The 19,969-nt window shown below is 62.0% G+C and carries 16 protein-coding genes; 7 read left to right on the forward strand and 9 right to left on the reverse strand.

The genetic code is table 11. From position 1 onward, the window contains the following. The first annotated feature begins 46 nt into the window (after positions 1 to 46). Complete coding sequence (locus tag P9292_RS34865; RefSeq protein WP_309963685.1) at positions 47 to 1,639, forward strand: ABC-F family ATPase; 1,593 nt, start codon at positions 47 to 49, stop codon at positions 1,637 to 1,639. A 190-nt stretch (positions 1,640 to 1,829) separates the two neighbouring features. On the opposite strand, the gene P9292_RS34870 is transcribed toward P9292_RS34865, so the two are convergent. The 3 genes from P9292_RS34870 to P9292_RS34880 all read right to left on the reverse strand — a co-directional run bounded on the left by P9292_RS34870 (position 1,830) and on the right by P9292_RS34880 (position 4,883). After that, positions 1,830 to 2,030 carry a DUF1289 domain-containing protein gene (locus tag P9292_RS34870; protein ID WP_309963687.1) on the reverse strand — a complete coding sequence of 67 codons (201 nt, stop codon included), beginning with the start codon at positions 2,028 to 2,030 and terminating at the stop codon, positions 1,830 to 1,832. A gap of 57 nt (positions 2,031 to 2,087) precedes the next feature. Next, positions 2,088 to 3,386 (reverse strand): phospholipase A, encoded by a 1,299-nt coding sequence (locus tag P9292_RS34875; RefSeq protein WP_370652115.1) that lies wholly within the window; start codon positions 3,384 to 3,386, stop codon positions 2,088 to 2,090. 165 nt (positions 3,387 to 3,551) lie between these two features. Continuing rightward, positions 3,552 to 4,883, reverse strand: coding sequence for an Nramp family divalent metal transporter (locus P9292_RS34880; RefSeq protein WP_250525836.1), 1,332 nt, complete (start codon positions 4,881 to 4,883; stop codon positions 3,552 to 3,554). Positions 4,884 to 5,445: 562 nt separating this feature from the next. On the opposite strand from P9292_RS34880, the gene P9292_RS34885 reads away from it, so the two are divergent. The 4 genes from P9292_RS34885 (at position 5,446) to P9292_RS34900 (ending at position 9,609) form a co-directional block, all read left to right on the forward strand. Beyond that, complete coding sequence (locus P9292_RS34885; RefSeq protein WP_409015335.1) at positions 5,446 to 6,579, forward strand: polyamine ABC transporter substrate-binding protein; 1,134 nt, start codon at positions 5,446 to 5,448, stop codon at positions 6,577 to 6,579. 131 nt (positions 6,580 to 6,710) lie between these two features. Further along, positions 6,711 to 7,886, forward strand: coding sequence for an ABC transporter ATP-binding protein (locus P9292_RS34890; RefSeq protein ID WP_250464807.1), 1,176 nt, complete (start codon positions 6,711 to 6,713; stop codon positions 7,884 to 7,886). Then, positions 7,883 to 8,791: an ABC transporter permease subunit gene (locus tag P9292_RS34895; RefSeq protein ID WP_250464810.1), complete on the forward strand. Its 909-nt coding sequence runs from the start codon at positions 7,883 to 7,885 to the stop codon at positions 8,789 to 8,791. Before P9292_RS34890 ends, P9292_RS34895 begins: the two co-directional genes overlap by 4 nt. After that, complete coding sequence (locus tag P9292_RS34900) at positions 8,791 to 9,609, forward strand: ABC transporter permease subunit (RefSeq protein WP_244828036.1); 819 nt, start codon at positions 8,791 to 8,793, stop codon at positions 9,607 to 9,609. The genes P9292_RS34895 and P9292_RS34900 overlap by 1 nt, the downstream gene beginning before the upstream one ends. Before the next feature lie 184 nt (positions 9,610 to 9,793). On the opposite strand, the gene P9292_RS34905 is transcribed toward P9292_RS34900, so the two are convergent. From P9292_RS34905 to mfd, 3 genes are all read right to left on the reverse strand, one after another. Then, entirely contained in the window at positions 9,794 to 10,795 is a 1,002-nt protein-coding gene (locus tag P9292_RS34905) for a threonine/serine dehydratase (protein WP_244827939.1), read from the reverse strand. Between the two features lie 29 nt (positions 10,796 to 10,824). After that, entirely contained in the window at positions 10,825 to 12,045 is a 1,221-nt protein-coding gene (gene argE, locus P9292_RS34910; RefSeq protein WP_244827938.1) for an acetylornithine deacetylase, read from the reverse strand. Positions 12,046 to 12,247: 202 nt separating this feature from the next. After that, positions 12,248 to 15,724 carry a transcription-repair coupling factor gene (gene mfd, locus P9292_RS34915; RefSeq protein ID WP_309963690.1) on the reverse strand — a complete coding sequence of 1,159 codons (3,477 nt, stop codon included), beginning with the start codon at positions 15,722 to 15,724 and terminating at the stop codon, positions 12,248 to 12,250. Between the two features lie 238 nt (positions 15,725 to 15,962). Between mfd and ispD the strand changes: the two genes are divergently transcribed. Both ispD and ispF read left to right on the forward strand, forming a co-directional pair. Beyond that, positions 15,963 to 16,622 carry a 2-C-methyl-D-erythritol 4-phosphate cytidylyltransferase gene (gene ispD / locus P9292_RS34920; RefSeq protein ID WP_284507717.1) on the forward strand — a complete coding sequence of 220 codons (660 nt, stop codon included), beginning with the start codon at positions 15,963 to 15,965 and terminating at the stop codon, positions 16,620 to 16,622. A gap of 38 nt (positions 16,623 to 16,660) precedes the next feature. Beyond that, complete coding sequence (ispF, locus tag P9292_RS34925; RefSeq protein ID WP_244827936.1) at positions 16,661 to 17,152, forward strand: 2-C-methyl-D-erythritol 2,4-cyclodiphosphate synthase; 492 nt, start codon at positions 16,661 to 16,663, stop codon at positions 17,150 to 17,152. 33 nt (positions 17,153 to 17,185) lie between these two features. On the opposite strand, the gene P9292_RS34930 is transcribed toward ispF, so the two are convergent. The 3 genes from P9292_RS34930 to P9292_RS34940 form a co-directional block, all read right to left on the reverse strand. After that, positions 17,186 to 17,710: a carboxymuconolactone decarboxylase family protein gene (locus tag P9292_RS34930; RefSeq protein WP_244827935.1), complete on the reverse strand. Its 525-nt coding sequence runs from the start codon at positions 17,708 to 17,710 to the stop codon at positions 17,186 to 17,188. Between the two features lie 107 nt (positions 17,711 to 17,817). Then, a complete protein-coding gene (locus tag P9292_RS34935) occupies positions 17,818 to 18,366 on the reverse strand; it encodes a peroxiredoxin (RefSeq protein WP_244827934.1) in 549 nt (182 codons plus the stop codon). A gap of 194 nt (positions 18,367 to 18,560) precedes the next feature. Beyond that, positions 18,561 to 19,925, reverse strand: a complete 1,365-nt coding sequence (locus P9292_RS34940) for an ATP-binding protein (protein ID WP_244827933.1) — start codon at positions 19,923 to 19,925, stop codon at positions 18,561 to 18,563. Positions 19,926 to 19,969: the final 44 nt, after the last annotated feature.

Here is a 19,969-nt window from a genome sequence, read left to right on the forward strand (position 1 = left end):
GCTAAAATCATAGGTTTTTCGCCGTACATCATTCAAAGGACGCGCCGTGCTGTCTACCGCCAATATCACCATGCAATTCGGGCCCAAGCCCCTCTTCGAGAACATCTCGGTCAAGTTCGGCGAGGGAAACCGCTATGGCTTGATCGGCGCGAACGGCTGCGGCAAGTCGACCTTCATGAAGATCCTGGGTGGCGATCTGGAGCCGAGTTCGGGCAACGTCATGCTCGAGCCGAACGTGCGTTTGGGCAAGCTGCGTCAGGACCAGTTCGCGTATGAAGACATGCGCGTGCTCGATGTGGTCATGATGGGTCACACCGAAATGTGGGCCGCGATGACCGAGCGCGACGCGATCTACGCGAACCCCGACGCCACCGACGACGACTACATGCGCGCCGCCGACCTCGAAGCGAAGTTCGCCGAGTACGACGGCTATACGGCCGAAGCGCGCGCGGGCGAATTGTTGCTTGGCATCGGCATCGATATCGCCGATCACAATGGCCCGATGAGCAACGTTGCGCCAGGCTGGAAACTGCGCGTGCTGCTGGCGCAGGCGCTGTTCTCGAAACCGGACGTGCTGTTGCTGGACGAGCCGACCAACAACCTGGACATCAACTCGATCCGTTGGCTGGAAGACGTGCTCAACCAGTACAACTCGACGATGATCATCATCTCGCACGATCGACACTTCCTGAACCAGGTCTGCACGCACATGGCGGACATGGATTACGGCACGCTCAAGCTCTGGCCGGGCAACTACGACGACTACATGCTGGCGAGCACGCAGGCGCGCGAGCGTCAGCAGAACGCGAACGCGAAGGCGAAGGAACGCGTGGCCGACCTGCAGGACTTCGTGCGCCGCTTCTCGGCGAACAAGTCGAAGGCGCGTCAGGCGACCAGCCGTCTCAAGATGATCGACAAGATCAAGATCGAGGAATTCAAGCCGTCGTCGCGGCAGAATCCGTTTATCCGCTTCGAGTTCGAGAAGAAGCTGCACAACATCGCGGTGGTGGCCGAGGGCATCACGAAGAAGTACGACCGCCCGATCTTTCAGAACTTCAGCCTGAGCGTGCAGCCGGGCGAGCGGATCGCCATCATCGGCGAAAACGGTGCGGGCAAGACCACGCTTCTGAAGTCGCTCAGGGGCGCGCTCGACCTGGACGGCGGCCGCGTGAAGTGGGCGGAGAACGCGAACGTCGGCTACATGCCGCAGGACACTTACGAAGAGTTTCCGAAGGACGAGACGCTGTCCGACTGGGTCGACCAGTATCGTCAGGAAGGCGATGACGACCAGATGGTGCGCGGCACGCTCGGGCGCCTGCTCTTCAACGCAGACGACATCAAGAAGAACGTCAAGGTGCTGTCGGGCGGCGAGAAGGGCCGCATGATCTGGGGCAAGCTCATGCTCGGCCGCCATAACGTGCTGCTCATGGACGAGCCGACCAACCACATGGACATGGAGTCCATCGAATCGCTGCAGATTGCACTCGACAAGTTCGAAGGCACGCTGATCTTCGTGTCGCATGACCGCGAGTTCGTGAGCGGGCTGGCGAACCGGATCATCGAAGTGAAGACGGATGGCACATTGCGCGACTTCGGTGGGAATTACGAGGACTTCTTGTCGAGTCAGGGCATTCAGTAAAGCCGCAGTCGGCATTGCAAACAAAAGCCGCGCATACAGACGTATGCGCGGCTTTTTCATTGGTTATGGCGCTGGTTTTGTTGTGTCGGGAAACCAGCAACCCCGCATCGGCAGCCCATCCCGGGTTTCGCCATGACTGAGGCGGATGCTGCTCGTCCGGGTCCGCCAAAACCATTTTAGCCGAGCCGGTTCACGTTGGCTTCCTGAACCGCATCGCCGTCCCTTCACGTTTGATCCGCTCCCACACGGCCTGCTTCTCGGCATCGGAAAGAAACACCCAATTCGACACTTCACCCGCCGTGCGGCCGCAGCCTTTGCAAATGTCGTCGAAAAGCGTGGAGCACACGCCGATGCAGGGACTATCAGGAAGATCGTGGAGATTCGAAGACATGGATTCGTTGATTGCCGCGCGCCACGACCAAAGCCATGACGCGCGCATTGAAAGACATTAGCGGGCAATACTGTAGCCTATTCGCGCGATCCAGTGACGCCGCTGGTTGTAATCGAGGATATCTTCGCCGTAACCGTTGAAGTAGCTTGCAAACACATAACCGCCCCATGCGCTGCCGATCAGCTTCGCCAGCGGGTAGGTGAGCTGCGAATCCACGCTGCCATACCAGTGCTTCGTGCCCTTGCGCAAGGTCGTCGCGAGCTGCCAGCCATCCGGGCTGCCGTATTTGACCAGGAAGTCGGTGTAGCCGCGATAATCCGCGATGTCGTGATTCCCGCTTCTCGACAAGTAGTAATAGATCTTTGGCGAGATGGTCAGATGCTCGCCGTTCAGGTCGCCAAAATCCCACGTCGGCCGCACGAACATGATGTTGATTGCGCGCGATTCATCGCCGCTCTTGCCGTTCGATTCATGCCCGATACCCGCCGCCACGCCCATGCGCGTGAACAACGGACTCTTCACGCCCGTGTCTTCCACGTAGTAGAAAAGCTGCGGCTGATAGCTCGTATCGCGAAACGGGACGGACGGCGCGGAGAGGTTCCAGATGGTCGTCTGCGTGTACGCAAAGTAGAGATTGTCGAGGAAGCCGCGCGAGCGCGGGTCGTCCGGCAGATGCAGCCGGTATTTGAAGCTGAACTGAAACTTGGCGAGGTTGTCGCCGTTCTCGCCATCGGCGAAGTACATCGGCTCGAAGGTCGAAAGGCGGCCGGACAGCATGGTGTCGATGGTCGTCGTCGGCACGGCCGTCGTGTTCGCGGCGGCGGTGGCGGTGGCCATTTGCGCGGGCGTCGTCGCCTGCGCTTCGCGTTTCTCGGCGGCGACCACCTGCGTCTGCGTATTGCCGCGGTTGAGCGTGACGAGCATAGGTGAAGCATCGAAGCCGACCGGATCGATCTTCATCGTGCCGCGCGCGCTTTCGGGCCACGCAGCCGTAAAGCGCACCCGGCGATACTGCCCAGGCGCGAGGCGCACATGGTCCGGCACCTTCGGATCGCGGGCGAGCGTGAGTGGTGCAGGCGGCAGATCGCCATTGGTGAGATTCACCGTCAGTTGCTTCGGCACATCGATGGAAAGCGGTTTGCTACCGTCATCGGTATAAAGCAGCGTGATTTCGAGCGGCTGCGACGCCGCCGCTTCGCGTGCCGGTTGCAGCACGGAGACAGTGGCATGCGCCGTGCTCGCTGCACTGAGCGTGGCAAGTGCGAACGTCGCGGCGCGAAGACGGCGCCGAGCGCCGGTTTGGGCATGAGCCGCACGAAGGAGTGTCGGCAAAACAAACGAATTTGGACGATGCATCGGGTAGTTTGGCGTTTTGTTGTCGGGGTGTGCGGCAGGGCTGCTGACGCGGCGCGCTGTGCCGAGTCATTGGTCGGGCACTCGCACTATCGCGCTTGCAGGCATTTCTTGCTCAAGCCCGCGGGAGGTTGCCCAGGCGCCGACGCCGATACCAACGCCTTTCGCTCAGACCGAACCCACCATCTGCCACAACAGCGCGCCGTTCAGTGCAAGAATCAGTCCTGCACAAGCCCAGGCAAGTGCAAGCGGCACGCGGGCGACGCGCCAGCGGCCCATGAGACCGGCATCGGAAGCGAAGCGCACGAGCGGAATCACTGCCAGCGGTAATTGCAGACTCAGCACGACCTGAGTCGCGACGAGCAGTGTATTCGAACCATGCTGCCCGAAGCTCGCGACGGCGAAAAGCGCCGGGCCGATGGCAAGCGAACGCGTCAAAAGCGCCCGCGCCCAGCGCGCCATTTTTAGCTGCAGGAAGCCCTCCATCACTGCCTGACCGGCGAGCGTGCCCGTGACCGTCGCGTTCAAGCCGCACGCGAGCAGGGCGGCGGCGAACGCAATGCCCGCCCAGTGGCTTCCCACGAGCGGTGCGATGAGCCGATGCGCGTCCGCAAGATCATCGACATCGAAGTGGCCGCTTGCATGAAACACCGACGCGGCCACCACCAGTAACGACGCATTGACGATAAACGCCAGCCCGAGCGATGCGAACGTATCGATATTCACGCCCTTGAGCGCGCGGCCGATGGTTGCGTCGTCGTGGTGAGGGGCGTGTTCCTTCACCAGCGCCGAGTGCAGATAAAGGTTGTGCGGCATGACAGTCGCGCCCAACACGCCGGCGGCGAGCCAGAGCATGCCGGCATCGCGCAGAAGCTCGCGCGGGGGCGCGAAGCCACGCAAGGCATCGCTCCAGACGGGATGCGCCAGCGCCAGTTCGACGACGAAACAGAAGCCGACGAAAAGGATCATCGCCGTGATGGCACGCTGGAGCGGCCGCTGCCCACGGCTTTGCAACGCGAGCATGATGAAAGTGCCGACCGCCGAGAACAACACGCCTGCGGTCAGCGAGACGCCGAAGAGCATCTGCAAGGCGACCGCGCTGCCGACGACTTCGGCCACGTCGCACGCGATGATGGCGATTTCGCATGCGAGCCACAGCACGAGCGTCGTGCGGCGGCTATAGCGCTCGCGGCACAACTGCGCGAGATCGCGGCCGGTGACGACGCCCACGCGCGACGCCACCCATTGCAGCAGCATGCCCATGAGACTCGCGAGCAGCACGACGAAGAGCAACTGATAGCCGTAACGCGCGCCACCCGCCAGCGCCGTCGCCCAGTTGCCCGGGTCCATGTAGCCGACCGCGACGAGCGAACCCGCGCCGACGAACGTGTACCAGCGGCCGCGTGGCGCGCGGGGCCGGTCTTGACGATTGCCGGATTGAGGCGGTACGTCGGGCTCGGTAGCCGAAAGCTGCGCAAGCGCGGACGGATTGGTGTTCATGCGGTCGGTTGCCTTGAATAGCGTTGCAACAGCGCTGTCGTGTCACGGCTTCTGAAGCCGCGGCACGAGCGCACGCGTTGCCGGTTGAGAATGCGTGGGAAAAATCAACGCACATCCGAATTGGCTAGCAACGAGTGTTCCGCTGGCTATTCGTCAGGCAAGGAATTGGGCTCAAACCGTGCCGTCGCGCCGCTCTTGTGTCTTTACGAGCGACGGTCGCACGTGGATGCTTAAGTCCCTTCCATCGATAATGACATTTCGCGATGCTTTCGCGGCGTGGTTCCCTTTGACGAGTGTGGTTTTATCAGGTGTCGCACGGCGTCATTAGACGCTAAAATGCGCGCACTTTCGGTACAGCAGATCGATGAACCGTGGCACGGGCAGGCCTTATGACCAGGCGGCTGCCCTCGACGCACGTGAGATTCGCGCGACAAGCCGGACATTATTTTTGTCGTGCTTCGGTTTAATGGTAGTTTTCGGGTTTTTATGGGGTTCGCGGGCCGTTCCTTGAGAGCCGGGCCCGACACGACGCCGTCGACAGTCGGAACAAGGGAGAAACGAGATGAACGAGAAACTGGCGGCCCCCGTGGCCAAGCTGGCCAAATTCGCGGGCGCGCTGGCGTGCGCGGCGACGCTGTTGCCGCTGATGTCCCTCACGGCATCGGCCAAAGACACGCAGCTCAACGTGTACAACTGGTCGGATTACATCGCCAAGGACACGATCCCCAACTTCACCAAGCAAACCGGCGTCAAGGTGAAGTACGACAACTACGACAGCGACGACACGCTGCAGGCCAAACTGCTGACGGGCAATTCGGGCTATGACATCGTCGTGCCGACGAGCAACTACGCCGGCAAGCAGATCGCGGCAAACATTTTCGCGCCGCTCGACAAGTCCAAGCTGCCGAACCTCAAGTATCTCGATCCCGAATTGATGAAGCTCGTGGAAGGCGCGGACCCCGGCAACAAGTACACGGTGCCCTGGGCGTACGGCACGACCGGCCTCGGCTATAACGTCGACAAGGTAAAGAAAATACTCGGCGCGAACGTCGAACTCAATAACTGGGACATTCTCTTCAAGCCCGAGAACATTTCGAAGCTGAAGGCGTGCGGCGTGTCCGTGCTGGATGCGCCCGACCAGATGTTCGCCGCCGCGCTGCATTACATCGGAAAGGACCCGATGAGCACGAATCCCGCCGATTATCGCGAGGCGCTCGCGATGCTCAAGAAGATTCGCCCGTACATCACGCAATTCAACTCGTCGGGCTATATCAACGACCTGGTCGGCGGCGACGTGTGCTTCACCTACGGCTGGTCGGGCGATGTCGTCATTGCCAAGCATCGCGCCGTGGACGCGAAGAAGGCTTACAAGATCGAGTACTACATTCCGAAGGGCGGCGCGCCGGTGTGGTTCGACGTGATGGCCATTCCGAAGGACGCGAAGGACAAGGACGCCGCGCACGAGTGGATCAACTACATCGAGACGCCGCAGGTGCACGCCGCGATCACGAATGCGGTGTATTACCCGAGCGCGAACCTCGAAGCGCGCAAGTACGTCGACAAGGACGTGGCGAACGATCCGGCTGTCTATCCGCCGCAGGATGTCATCAAGACGCTGTTCCTGCTCAAGCCGTTGCCGCCCGAAATCCAGCGTCTGCAGACGCGCTTGTGGACCGAACTCAAATCCGGCCGCTAGTTAGCAAAAGCGGGTTATGCTTTGAACCGACGAAGCCCCTGGACCTCCGGGGGCTTTGTTCGTGATCGTCGCGTAGCCGGGCAGACGAAGTCATCGATGAAGGACAAGTTGCAGGAGTCGAACAGGCAATCATGAGTGAGCAGTCGAGCGCGTTGAAGGCAGCGCCTAATTCCGGCAGACAAGCGCCGGACAATTTTCCGTCCACCGGACTCGTGTCGGACGACAACTTCGTGCAGGTCGTCGGCGTCGTGAAGAAGTTCGGCGAGACGGTGGCCGTGAGGGGCGTCGACCTGTCGGTTGCGAAGGGCGAACTGTTTGCGCTGCTCGGCAGTTCCGGCTGCGGCAAGTCCACGCTGTTGCGCATGCTCGCCGGGCTCGAGACCGTCACCGAAGGGCAGATTCTGATCGAAGGCGAAGACCTCGCGCAGATGCCGCCGTATCGCCGGCCGGTGAACATGATGTTTCAGTCCTACGCGCTCTTTCCGCACATGAGCGTGGAATCGAACGTCGCATTCGGTTTGAAGCAGGAAGGCGTGCGCGGTGGCGAACTCAAGGAGCGCGTGCAAGCCGCGCTCGAACTCGTGCAGATGGGCCAGTATGCGAAGCGCAAACCGCATCAGTTGTCGGGCGGCCAGCAGCAGCGCGTGGCGCTCGCGCGCAGCCTCGTCAAGCGTCCCAAGCTACTCTTGCTCGACGAACCCATGTCCGCGCTCGACAAGCAGATTCGCCAGCGCACGCAGATGGAACTCGTCAACATCCTCGATCAGGTGGGCGTCACCTGCATCATGGTCACGCACGATCAGGAAGAGGCGATGACCATGGCCGGGCGCCTCGCCGTGATGAGCGAAGGGCGTATCGTGCAGATCGGCACGCCGCACGAGGTCTACGAGTATCCAAACAGCCGCTTCTCGGCGCAGTTCATCGGTTCGACCAATCTCTTCGACGGCAACGTGGTCGAGGACGAGCCAGACCATATCTTCGTGGAGTCGCCGGAACTGCCGGTCAGGCTCTATGTGAACCACGGCATTACCGGGCCGCTCGGCATGCCGGTGACCATCTCGGTGCGCCCGGAACGTATCGCGCTCATGAGAAAGCCGCCCGAGGGCGCGTTCAACTGGGGCCGCGGACGTGTGACGAATATCGCTTACATGGGCGGCTACACGCTCTATCACGTGACGCTCGAAAGCGGCAAGACGGTGGTCGCGAACGTATCGAGCCTCGCGCTCGGCGAAATCGATTCCCCCACTTTCGACGATGAAGTCTACGTGCGCTGGAGCGCGTCGGCGGGCGTGGTGCTGACGGCATGATGATGAAACTGCTCGACCGGATGGGCGTGAGCGGCCGCACCGCGGTCATCGCCGGGCCGTTCCTGTGGCTGTTGCTGCTATTTTTCGTGCCGTTCCTGCTCGTCGTGAAGATCAGCTTCGCGGACAGCCAGCTCGGCATTCCCCCGTACACGGATATCGTGGCGTTGAAAGAGGGCGTGCTGAATATCGCGCTCGATTTCTCGCACTACGCGTTTCTCGTCACCGACAGCCTGTACTTCGCGACCTACATGAATTCGCTGCTGGTCGCGGCGGTTTCGACCTTGCTGTGCCTCGTGATCGGCTATCCGATGGCGTATTACATCGCGCGGGCGAATCCGGCCTCGCGCAATCTGCTGATGATGGCCGTCATGCTGCCGTTCTGGACGTCGTTCCTGATACGCGTCTACGCGTGGATCGGCATTCTCAAGAACAACGGCTTGCTCAACAACTTCCTGATGTCGATCGGCCTCATCCATTCGCCAATCGAGCTTTATCACACGAATGTCGCGGTTTATATCGGCATGGTGTATTCGTACTTGCCGTTTCTCGTCATGCCGCTTTACGCGCATCTCGTGAAGATGGATCTCACCTTGCTCGAAGCCGCTTACGATCTCGGCGCCAAGCCCTGGAAGGCGTTCCTGCAGATTACCTTGCCGCTGTCGAAGAACGGGATTATCGCCGGATGTCTGCTCGTGTTCATCCCGGCGGTGGGCGAATACGTCATTCCCGAGTTGCTCGGCGGCGCGGATACCTTGATGATCGGCCGCGTCATGTGGAACGAGTTCTTCGATAACGCCGACTGGCCGATGGCATCCTCAGTCACCTGCGCGATGGTGCTCCTCCTGCTCGTGCCGATGGCGCTTTTCCAGCACTTCCAGGCGAAGCAACTGGAGGAGAAACGATGATCAAGCCGAGCCGTCCGCTGCAGATCACCGCGCTCGGAATCGGGTTCGCGTTTCTGTATATCCCCATCCTCAGCCTGATCGTCTATTCGTTCAACGAGTCGCAGCTTGTCACCGTGTGGACGGAGTTTTCGCTGCGCTGGTACAAGGCGCTCTGGTACGACGACGAGCTTATCGCGGCGGCATGGCTGTCGTTGCGCATCGCGTTTCTGACGGCGTGCGCGTCGGTCGTGATCGGCACGTGGGCGGGGTTCGTGCTCGCGCGCATGGGACGCTTTCGCGGCTTCACGCTCTACACGGGCATGATCAACGCGCCGCTCGTGATTCCCGAGGTCATTCAGGGCATCTCGTTGCTGCTGCTTTTCGTGGAGATGGCCAAGCTGATCGGCTGGCCGGCGGGGCGCGGGCTCTTCACCATCTGGATCGGCCACGTGATGCTGTGCATCTCGTATGTGGCGATCATCGTGGAGTCACGCGTGCGGGAGCTGAATCCGTCGCTGGAAGAGGCCGCGCTCGATCTCGGCGCGACACCGCTGCGCGTGTTCTTCGCGATCACGCTGCCGCTGATATCGCAGGCGCTCGTGGCGGGTTGGCTGCTGTCGTTCACCTTGTCGATTGACGATCTCGTGCTCTCCGCGTTTCTGTCGGGACCGGGATCGACCACGCTGCCACTCGTCGTGTTTTCGCGCGTGCGGCTGGGGCTGAATCCGGAAATGAATGCGCTCGCGACGTTGTTCATCGCGCTGGTGACGGTCGGGGTGATCGCCGCGAATTACTTCATGCAGCGCAATGAGCGCAGAAGGCTGGCCGAGGTGCTGTGAACGCAGGCGCGTTAGTCTGCTCTCGTTGACGAGGAACCGCGAGAGTGGCGCTTTTCCGCGTGTTCGCCTGAACACGGCAAGCGCCGCTTAAAGCCGCTTTTTACCTACGATGTCACTGTGAGCATCGAGCAATTGCCAGCAATTGCCAGATGCTTCGGTTCCACGCAGCGCCTGCAATGGCACTTCACGTACTCGCCAAATGCGTCGCGAACGTCGCCGGGTCCGTGTTGGTTCCGCACAGCAACACGCCCACGCGCTTGCCTTGCAGACGCTCGCGCAACGGTCCGAGCAGCGCGGCGGTCGCTGCCGCGCACGCCGGTTCCACAGCCAGCTTCAGTTCGTTGAACAACTGCCGCATGCCGTGCCGCAACGCGTCGTCCGATACGGTGACGATCTCGTCGATATGTCGCCTGCACAGTTCATAGCTGTATTGCTCGGTATGCGGCGCCATCAATGAATCGGCGATGCTGTGCAGGGAACTCAGCTTGATCGTGTGATTGGCGGCGAAGCTTCGGCTCATCGCATCCGCGCCTTCCGGTTCCACGCCATAGACATGCAGCGAAGGGTTGGCGAGACGCATGGCGGTCGAAACGCCGGCGGACAGCCCGCCACCGCCGATTGGCAGGATGACCGCATCGAGATCCGGCGCCTGCGACGTCCACTCGTAACCGAGCGTCGCCGTGCCCAGCACCGTTCGATAACCATTGAACGGATGCACGAAGAAGCGTCCTTCCTCGGCCTCGATGCGCCGCACGATCTCGAAGGCCTCGATCACATTTTCCGCCAGCACGACTTCCGCGCCGAAGCGCCGGCAAAGCGCGATGCGCGTCGGACTGGCGTTCTTCGTGATGACCACCTTCGCGCCCACTTCCATGCGCTGCGCCGCGTAAGCCACCGCGACCGCATGATTGCCCGCCGACACGCACGTCACGCCTGCCGCGCGTTCGCTGTCGGTGAGCGCGAGGATGTTCGAGAACGCGCCACGCGCCTTGAACGTGCCGCTTGCCTGCAGCAGCTCGAACTTGAACGTGACGGGCGTGCCTTCGAGCGTCGGAAAATCGTGCCGCTCGAAGATCGGCGTGCGCGCTACCCAGGGCGTGAGCGCCATATGCTGCTCGGCAATCTCGTCGAGGGTTGGAATGGGCGTGCCGTCGATCGTATGGTCGGAATGCGTTGCTGTGGACATGGCTCGATGGATCGTACGACGGTCGATGATTAGCGCGCCTGGGCTTCGACCGACATGCTATGGATGAACTTGCCGAGAAACGCTTCGCAAGCGACGAGTTGGTCGAGCGACACGTATTCGTTCGCCTTGTGCGCCTGTTCGATGTTGCCCGGTCCGCACACGATGCTCGGCACGCCCGCAATCGCGAAAAGTCCCGCTTCGGTGCCGTAAGCGACCTTGCGCTTCTCCTGATTCTCGGTGAGCGCGCGCACGAGTTGCGTGATGGCGGCCTGCTCGGTGGCGTCGAGTCCGGGCGCGGCGGCGATCTTCGAAAATTCGATGGCCGCGTTCTCGTGCTCCTTCTGCATTTTCGGCAAGAGCGTGTCGCGCGCGAACGCTTCGATGCGCTTGAAGATAGGGTCCGGGTCGATGGTCGGCAGGTTGCGGAATTCAAAGTCGAAAGTGCATTCCGCGGGCACGGTGTTGAGCGCGTTGCCGCCCTTGATCGTGCTCGTCTGCGCGGTGGTGAAGGGTACGTCGTAGAACTCGTCGAACGGGCCCTTGGCGCGGAATTCATCGGCGACGTCGCGAATGAAGCAGATGAGGCGCGCGGCGTACTCGATCGAATTCAGCCCCTTCGGCGTAAGCGACGAATGCGCCGCAAAGCCACGCACGCAGCAGCGGAACGCGTTGATGCCCTTGTGCGCGATGACCGGGCGCATGGAAGTCGGTTCGCCGACGATACAGCCATCCGGATTGACGCCGCGCTTTTGCAAGTCGGCGATCATGAGCGGCGCGCCCGCGCAGCCTACTTCTTCATCGAACGAAAGCGCGAAGTGGATCGGCTTGGCGAGCTTTGTCGCCTGCATCTTCGGCAGCATTGTGAGCGCCGCGCCGATAAACCCCTTCATGTCGCAGGTGCCGCGACCGTAGAGCAGACCATCGCGGATTTCGGGCTTGAAAGGATCGCTTTTCCAATTTTGACCGTCGACCGGCACCACGTCGGTGTGTCCCGACAGCACGATGCCGCCGTTCGTCTGACCGTCGTGCGCGGGCACCGTGGCGAAGAGATTGGCCCACTGGCCGCGTGAATCGGTCGTGATGCTGGCTTCGACACCCGCCTTGCGCAGTTCGTCGCGCACGGTTTCGATGAGGCCGAGGTTGGGATTGCGGCTGACTGTATCGAAGGAAACGAGACGTTCGATCCAGGGTAAGGATTGAGGCGTGGCGGAGGTCGTGGCTTGTTGCGCCTCAGCGGCGATTTGGGACATTTTTCGCTCCTGCGGGGTAGAAGCCGATCATAGCCGAAACCACGCTTGCTGACCTTCTGGTCAATATATGCGCTGCGGCATGGCTCCCGTCACTGCCTTGCAGAGAGCGGCCATGACGGGGTGCGCCGGGCGCGGCGCTTGATCCGTCTTCCGATCGATGCGCGCGCCGTGCCTCCCGTCGATACCCACGCGCCGGATGAACCTAGCGCGCCACGGCCGCCGACTGCCGCACCGGCGCGCCGAGCGCTCGCAACGTTTCCTTCACCGTGGCAATGCGCACCGCGAGATCGGGGCTGCGCGTTTCGATGCGCAACTTGTCCTGTCCCGCGAGCTTGATGTGCTTGTTCTTCTGCACCATCTCGATGATCTTCATGGCATCGACAGGCGGATTCGGCACGAACTGCAAGCCGATGGAACTCTCGTTGGCGTCGATCTTCGAGATACCGAGCGGCTTCGCCGCAAGCCGCAACCGATGCGTCTCCACGAGCGCATGCGCTTGCGGCGGCAACTTGCCGAAGCGGTCGACGAGCTCTTCGAGAATGCCGTCGATGGCATCGCTCGATTCGCAGTTCGCAAGCCGCTTGTAGAGCGAAAGACGCTCTTGTACGTCCGCGCAATAGTCGGCGGGCAAGATGGCCGGTGCGTGCAGATTGATCTCGGTCGTGGCGGCGAGCGGCGCGTTGAGATCCGGCTCGCGGCCTTCCTTCAGTGCGCGCACGGCGTCGTTGAGCATGTCGGTGTAAAGCTGAAAACCGATCTCGTGAATCTCGCCCGATTGCTTGTCGCCGAGCACTTCGCCCGTGCCGCGAATCTCGAGGTCGTGCATGGCCAGATAGAAGCCCGAGCCGAGTTCCTCCATCTGCTGAATGGCTTCGAGCCGGCGCTGCGCCTGCTTGGTCAGCGACTGCGGGTCGTGCACGAGCAGATACGCATAAGCCTGATGGTGCGAACGCCCGACACGCCCGCGCAGTTGGTGCAGCTGCGCGAGTCCAAACTTGTCCGAGCGATGCATGATGATGGTGTTCGCGCTCGGCACGTCGATACCCGTTTCGATGATGGTCGTGCACAGCAGCACGTTCGCGAGCTGGCCGACGAAATCGCGCATCACGCGTTCGAGTTCGCGCTCGTGCATCTGGCCGTGCGCCACGGCAATGCGCGCTTCGGGCACGAGTGCTTCGAGCATGGAACGGCGATTCTCGATGGTTTCCACTTCGTTATGCAGGAAGTAGACTTGCCCGCCGCGTTTCAGCTCGCGCAGCATGGCTTCGCGAATGACGCCGTCTTCCTCGCGCCGCACGAAGGTCTTGATGGCAAGGCGCTTCTGCGGCGCGGTCGCGATCACGGAGAAGTCGCGCAGGCCTTCGAGCGCCATGCCGAGCGTGCGTGGAATGGGCGTCGCGGTGAGCGTGAGTACATCCACTTCCGCACGCAACGCCTTGAGCGCTTCCTTCTGCCGCACACCGAAGCGATGTTCCTCGTCGATGATCACGAGCCCGAGCCGCTTGAACTTCACATCCGACGACAACAGCTTGTGCGTGCCGATGACGATGTCCACACTGCCTTCGTTGATCTGCGCGATCGACTGCGTGACTTCCTTCGAACTCTTGAAGCGCGACAGTTCGGCAATCCGCACGGGCCAGTCGGAAAAGCGGTCGGTGAAAGTCTGCGTATGCTGTTCGGCGAGCAGCGTGGTGGGGGAAAGTATCGCCACTTGCTTGCCCGCCATCACCGCGATGAACGCCGCGCGCAAGGCCACTTCCGTCTTGCCGAAGCCGACATCGCCGCACACGAGCCGATCCATCGGCTTGCCGCTCGTCATGTCGCCGATGACCGCGGCAATCGCGGCGCCCTGGTCGGGCGTTTCCTCGAAGCCGAAGCTCTCGGCGAACTTCACGTAGTCGCGTGGATCGAGCTTGAACGCGTAGCCTTCGCGCGCGGCGCGGCGGGCGTAGAGGTTGAGCAGTTCGGCTGCGGTATCGCGAATCTGCTGCGCGGCCTTGCGTTTGGCTTTTTCCCATTGGCCCGAACCGAGCGTGTGGAGCGGGGCGCTTTCGGGATCGGCGCCGCTATAGCGCGAGATCACATGCAACAACGCGACGGGCACGTAGAGCTTGGCGTCGTTCTGGTATTCGAGGTGCAGAAACTCGGTTTCGCCTTCGCCGAGGTCCATGGACACGAGACCCATGTATCGGCCGATGCCATGCTGCGCGTGCACCACCGGATCGCCGATTTTCAATTCGGCGAGATCGCGCACCATCGAATCGACATTGCTCGCCTGTTCCTGGCGGCGGCGTCCTGCGCGGCGCGCGAGCGGCCCGTAGAGCTCGGTCTCGGTGACGATAGACAGCTTCGCTTCCGGCAACGAAAAACCGTTCGCCAGCGGCGCTATGCCGAGCGTGAATTTGGCATCCGCGCCGAGCCATTCCTGGAACGTGTCGCGCAGTTCGCCGCGCAGGCCGTTATCGACGAGCAATTGCTGGATGGCTTCGCGCCGTCCCGCCGATTCCGCGACCAGCATCACGCGGTTTTCGGTCTGCTCCAGATAATGGCGCAGCGCGAGCAACGGTTCGTCCGCGTGGCGGTCGATAGCAAGCCCTGGCAGCGGCACGGCCCAGCCGCCTTCGGGCGACGCCGGGAACTTCAGTTGCGCGAACGGCTTGGCGAACGTGAAGAAGTCGTCGTCGCTTAGAAAGAGGCGGCGCGGTTCGAGCAAAGGCCGCTCGCGATCATGCGAAAGAAAGTTGTAGCGCTGCTTCGTGTCGGCCGTGAAGCGTTTGATCGCGGCATCCATGTCGCCGACGAACGCGAGTTGCGAGTTCTCCGGCAGATAGTGAAAGAGGGTTGCGGTGTCGTCAAAGAAGAGCGGCAAGTAATATTCGATGCCCGCCGACGGCACGCCGCTGCCGATGTCCTTGTAAATCTGCGAGCGGCTCGGATCGCCCTCGAACACTTCGCGCCAGCGGCTGCGAAACGCGGTGCGCGCGGCTTCGTCGAACGGAAATTCGCGGCCCGGCAACAGGCGCACGTCGCGCACGGGATACAGGCTGCGTTGCGTGTCGGGATCGAAGGCGCGGATGGAATCGACCTGATCGTCGAACAAGTCGAGGCGATACGGCAGCGGCGAGCCCATTGGATAAAGGTCGATCAGCGAGCCGCGCACGCAATATTCGCCGGGACGCACGACCTGACTCACGTGCTCGTAACCCGCGAGCGTCAACTGCGCCTTGAGCTTGCTTTCGTCGAGGCGCTCGCCCTGCGTAAATGAAAACGTGTAAGCCGCGAGAAACGACGCGGGCGGCATGCGATAAAGCGCCGTGGTCGCCGGCACGAGCAGGATGTCGCAACGTCCTTCGCCCAGATCGTGCAGCGTCGCGAGACGCTCGGATACGAGGTCCTGATGCGGCGAGAACGTGTCGTACGGCAGCGTTTCCCAGTCCGGCAAGAGACGCACGCGGGCATCCGGCGCGAAATAGGGGATTTCGGTTGCGAGGCGTTGCGCATCGACCGCGCTTGCGCAGAGCACCGTCAAGAGCCGCACGGACTCGCGATTTGCCGTGTAATAACGCGCGATGGCGAGGGCATCGGATGAACCGGGCGCGCCGTCGAAGACAAAGCGCTGACCCGCCTTCACGAGCGGGATGGGAGAACTGGACTGCGCGTTGACGGCTTTCGAGGACATATATATGCAATTAACCGTCGGCTCTTTCGCCCTCTTCGAGGACGGGCCGGACGTGGTCGCTAAAGACCTATTATAAAATCCGGGCTCCACTTTGACCTGGCTCAGTGATCTGCCCGTGACTACGACTGCAAATTCGTCAAATGCGCCGTCTACTGCGCCATCGATTTCACCCGCCACTACGTCGCGCCTGTTCGCGCTGATTCCGTGCGCCGGCAACGGCAGCCGCTCCGGCGCACCCATGCCGAAGCAATATCAGACCGTCGCGGGCCGCCCGATGCTTGGTTACACGTTATCCGCCTTCGACGCGTGTTCCGAATTCTCGCAGACCCTCGTCGTACTTGCTCCCGACGATCATCATTTCGATGCGCGCCGCTTTGCCGGCCTGCGCTTCGCGGTGCAGCGCTGCGGCGGGGCTTCACGACAGGCATCGGTGTATAACGGTCTCGTCGCGCTGGCCGATTTCGGCGCACGCGACGACGACTGGGTGCTCGTCCACGACGCCGCGCGTCCCGGCATCACGCCGGAACTGATTCGCAAGCTCGTCGGCGCCCTGCGTCACGACGCCGTGGGCGGCATTCTCGCATTGCCGGTCGCGGATACGCTGAAACGGGTCGCACCGAGCATGCCCGATGCAGCGGATGACCACCCGCGCGTCGCCCGCACGGAATCGCGCGACGGGCTCTGGCAGGCGCAAACGCCGCAGATGTTCCGCCTCGGCATGTTGCGCGAAGCGATCGAACGTGCGCGTCACGACGGTCACGATCTCACGGACGAAGCGAGCGCAATCGAATGGCTCGGCCATTCGCCGCGATTAGTTCAGGGCAGCCTGCGCAACTTCAAGGTGACCTATCCGGAAGACTTCGCGCTCGCGGGCGCGATGCTCGCCACGAAGGCCTGACGGCTCCGACACACACTTTCTACAGCAAGGTTGCATCGATGGATTTCAGAATCGGACAGGGATACGACGTACATCAACTCGTCGAGGGCCGCCCGCTCATCATTGGCGGCGTGACGATTCCCTACGAACGCGGCCTGCTCGGCCATTCGGACGCGGACGTGCTGCTGCACGCCATCACCGACGCGCTCTTCGGCGCGGCATCGCTCGGCGATATCGGCCGGCACTTTCCGGATACCGCGACGGAATTCGCCGGCGCCGACAGCCGCGTGCTGCTGCGCGAAGCGTTCAAGCGCGTGTCGGAAGCGGGTTTCGCCATCGCCAATATCGACAGCACGATCATCGCGCAGGCGCCGAAGCTCGCGCCGCACATCGAGGCGATGCGCGCGAATATCGCGGAAGACTTGGACTTGGCCGTCGATCGCGTCAACGTGAAAGCGAAGACCAACGAAAAGCTCGGCTATCTCGGCCGCAAGGAAGGTATCGAGGCGCAGGCCGCGGTGCTGTTGCGGCGCACGTCGATCGATAGTTGAAATCGAACGCCACGCGCGCGTGGCGTCAAGGGCTTACTTCGCCTCGGCCTCGATGGCGAGCGCCACCGCGTTGATCACGGCCGCGATGCGCCCGACATCGCGCAACTGGGTCGTCGACATGCCTTCGGTGACGAGATTCTGGTAGTGCGACTTCACGCAGAAGTGACACTTGCCGATGATCGACGCCGCGAGCGCGTACATCTCGAAGCGCCGCTTGTCGACGCCGCCGTGCGATGCATACGCGTTCATGCGCAGTCCAGCCGGCTGCGTCTTGAGATCGGCGTTGTCGGCCATCTCCAGGTACGGATACCAGACGTTGTTCATGCCCATCAGCGCGGACGCCGTGAGCGCGGCATTGACTTCTTCCGGCGCCATGACACCCGACTCGCGGATGATATTCACGATCTTCGTCGCCTTCGCGGCATACGCGGCGGCGAGCGCGACGCCGACCGCGTCGTTGCCTTCCAGCGACGAACGGGCGATCGTCCCGTCGACATTCAGGCGAATGTCTTTCGCGTAGTCCGGCACCAGCTCCTTGATCGATGACAGGAATTCCATGCGTTCTCCTTATTCGATGGCGTCAATAAAGCCCGCCGGCTTCCGAGCGGGCGCTCGAAAGAGGGCGGGCTACGGGCGTTGCCTGAGGCGCTTAAAGGCTCGTGCGATCAGAGCGTCGAGCCGCCGACCGCGCGATTGCACGGGCAGAGTTCGTCCGTTTGCAGGCCGTCGAGAATACGCAGCACTTCTTCCGGATTGCGGCCGACGTTCAGGTTATTGACCGAGACGTGCTGAATGACGTTGTCGGGATCGACGATGAACGTCGCGCGCAGCGCCACGCCGGCTTCCTTGTCGCGCACGCCGAGCTGGTCGATGAGTTCGCCCTTCACGTCGCCGAACGAGTAGTGGTTCAGCTTGTTCAGGTCCTTGTGCTCACGACGCCATGCGAGCTTGACGAACTCGTTGTCGACGCTGCCGCCGAGCAAAATGGCGTCGCGGTCTTCAAAGTCCTTTGCCAGCTTGCCGAACTCGACGATCTCAGTCGGGCAGACGAACGTGAAGTCCTTCGGGTAGAAGTAGATGATTTTCCACTTGCCCGGAAACGACTGCTCGGTGATTTCTTCGAATGCCGACTGGCCGTTTTCTTCGTGGTGATTGAAACCCGGCTTGGCAGCGGTGACGGTGAATGCTTCGACTTTATCGCCAACGGTCTTCATGCAGTGACTCCTGTGTTCGTTGAAAGGACAAACGCAAAATGAGGCTACTGAATCTTCGTAACGCGGACATGAAAACAATCGTCATGCCATCGCGCTGCACAAATCCATATTAAGCGTATCACTAAATCGAAGCAATAGTATTTGACTATAACTTCAAATAGTTTTTGACGAATTTCCAGGAAACGCGGGAGGTGTCAGACGCCGTCGAAACGTGCGCCTTTCATCACCGGGAAATCGATGGTGACTTCGAAGCCCGCAAGCGGCGTGCGATTGCGCAGGCGCAACGTGCCGCGCTGACGCGAGACGAGCCGCTGCACGATCGCCATGCCGAGACCCGTGCCGTTCGCCTGCGTGCGCGCGGCGTCGACACGATAGAAGGGCCGTGTGATGAGCGCGACCTGATCGTCGGGGATGCCGCGGCCTTCGTCCATCACCGAGAGTTCGACCTTGCCGTGCGTGACGCGCGTAAGCACGGTGATCCGCGCGATGTCGTCCTGCTCGCTGCGCCCGTACTTGCGCGCGTTTTCGAGCAGATTGCCGACCACGCGGCGCGCATCCGTCGGGTCGCCTTCGATCACCGCGCCGGGCGCGAGGTCGGTGCGCATCACGACGCCTTCGTCGGCCTGGAAGCGCGCGACGAGTTCGCTCGCGATCATCGAGAGATCGACGGCCTCGGGCATGCGCTGCATCGGCCGCGCGTAGTCGAGGAAGCGCCCGATGATCATGTCCATCTGTTCGATGTCGTCGATCATCGCGAGCTTGGTGGCTTCGTCCGAAGGGCTCATTTCGGTTTCGAGCCGCAAACGCGCGAGCGGCGTGCGCAGATCGTGCGAAATGCCCGCGAGCATCAGCGCGCGGTCCGCTTCGAGCTGTTCGAGGTCTTGCACCATCTGGTTGAAGCTTCGATTGGTTTCCGCGGCGACGCCCATGCCGCGCTCCGGCAAGGGCTCGGGCGATTGTCCCGAACCGACCTTGCGCGCGGCGAGCGCCAGTCGCGCGAACGGCCGGTTCACGAGACTCGTGATGAACGCCGCGCCGAAGAGCGACAGCGCGAGCGCGAAAACCCCCCAGCCGGCCCATTGCAGACCGGTGACGGTATCCAGTTGATCGCGGTCGAGCGCAACCCAATAGTCGTCGTCGTCGATCTTGAAGCTGATCCACACGCCGGGAATCTCGTTCACGGATTGCGCGATGATCGTGTCGTTGCCAAGGCGTCCGCGCACGTCGCGCTCGATCAGACGGTTGAGCGATTCATCCGGCTGCAGGCGGTATTTGTCGGTGGTCTCACGCGGATACACGCGCACGCCTTCGTTGCTCTCCAGATCCTGCAGGAGCGCGCGACGAAGATCGGGATCGGAATAGAGCAGGGCCGTGCGCGTGAGCTTGACCACGGCGACGAGCTGAAGCGCCACGCGCTGCGCGCGCGGCTCCCGCTCGATCACTCGAAAGCTCTGGAACCATGCCGTGAGACTGACCGCGATGAGCAGCGCGATCAGCGCGAAGGTTCGCCAGAACAGGCCGCCGAACGCAAGCGCCAGTAGCCGCCTGTCGATGCGCATGGGTCTATCGGGTTCGGCTCGATGGAGGAAAAAAAAGCGTGGCG

This window comes from Caballeronia sp. LZ001, from assembly GCF_031450875.1.
Lineage (GTDB): Bacteria > Pseudomonadota > Gammaproteobacteria > Burkholderiales > Burkholderiaceae > Caballeronia.

Bases quoted from the DNA above. Each gene is read 5' to 3' on its own strand.
- ispD (WP_284507717.1), top strand. From the start codon at position 15,963: ATGCCGAAGCAATATCAGACCGTCGCGGGCCGCCCGATGCTTGGTTAC.
- P9292_RS34935 (WP_244827934.1), bottom strand. From the start codon at position 18,366: ATGAAGACCGTTGGCGATAAAGTCGAAGCATTCACCGTCACCGCTGCC.
- P9292_RS34890 (WP_250464807.1), top strand. From the start codon at position 6,711: ATGAGTGAGCAGTCGAGCGCGTTGAAGGCAGCGCCTAATTCCGGCAGA.
- P9292_RS34940 (WP_244827933.1), bottom strand. From the start codon at position 19,925: ATGCGCATCGACAGGCGGCTACTGGCGCTTGCGTTCGGCGGCCTGTTC.
- P9292_RS34870 (WP_309963687.1), bottom strand. From the start codon at position 2,030: ATGTCTTCGAATCTCCACGATCTTCCTGATAGTCCCTGCATCGGCGTG.
- P9292_RS34880 (WP_250525836.1), bottom strand. From the start codon at position 4,883: ATGAACACCAATCCGTCCGCGCTTGCGCAGCTTTCGGCTACCGAGCCC.
- argE (WP_244827938.1), bottom strand. From the start codon at position 12,045: ATGTCCCAAATCGCCGCTGAGGCGCAACAAGCCACGACCTCCGCCACG.
- P9292_RS34905 (WP_244827939.1), bottom strand. From the start codon at position 10,795: ATGTCCACAGCAACGCATTCCGACCATACGATCGACGGCACGCCCATT.
- mfd (WP_309963690.1), bottom strand. From the start codon at position 15,724: ATGTCCTCGAAAGCCGTCAACGCGCAGTCCAGTTCTCCCATCCCGCTC.
- P9292_RS34895 (WP_250464810.1), top strand. From the start codon at position 7,883: ATGATGATGAAACTGCTCGACCGGATGGGCGTGAGCGGCCGCACCGCG.
- P9292_RS34875 (WP_370652115.1), bottom strand. From the start codon at position 3,386: ATGCATCGTCCAAATTCGTTTGTTTTGCCGACACTCCTTCGTGCGGCT.
- P9292_RS34885 (WP_409015335.1), top strand. From the start codon at position 5,446: ATGAACGAGAAACTGGCGGCCCCCGTGGCCAAGCTGGCCAAATTCGCG.
- P9292_RS34930 (WP_244827935.1), bottom strand. From the start codon at position 17,710: ATGGAATTCCTGTCATCGATCAAGGAGCTGGTGCCGGACTACGCGAAA.
- ispF (WP_244827936.1), top strand. From the start codon at position 16,661: ATGGATTTCAGAATCGGACAGGGATACGACGTACATCAACTCGTCGAG.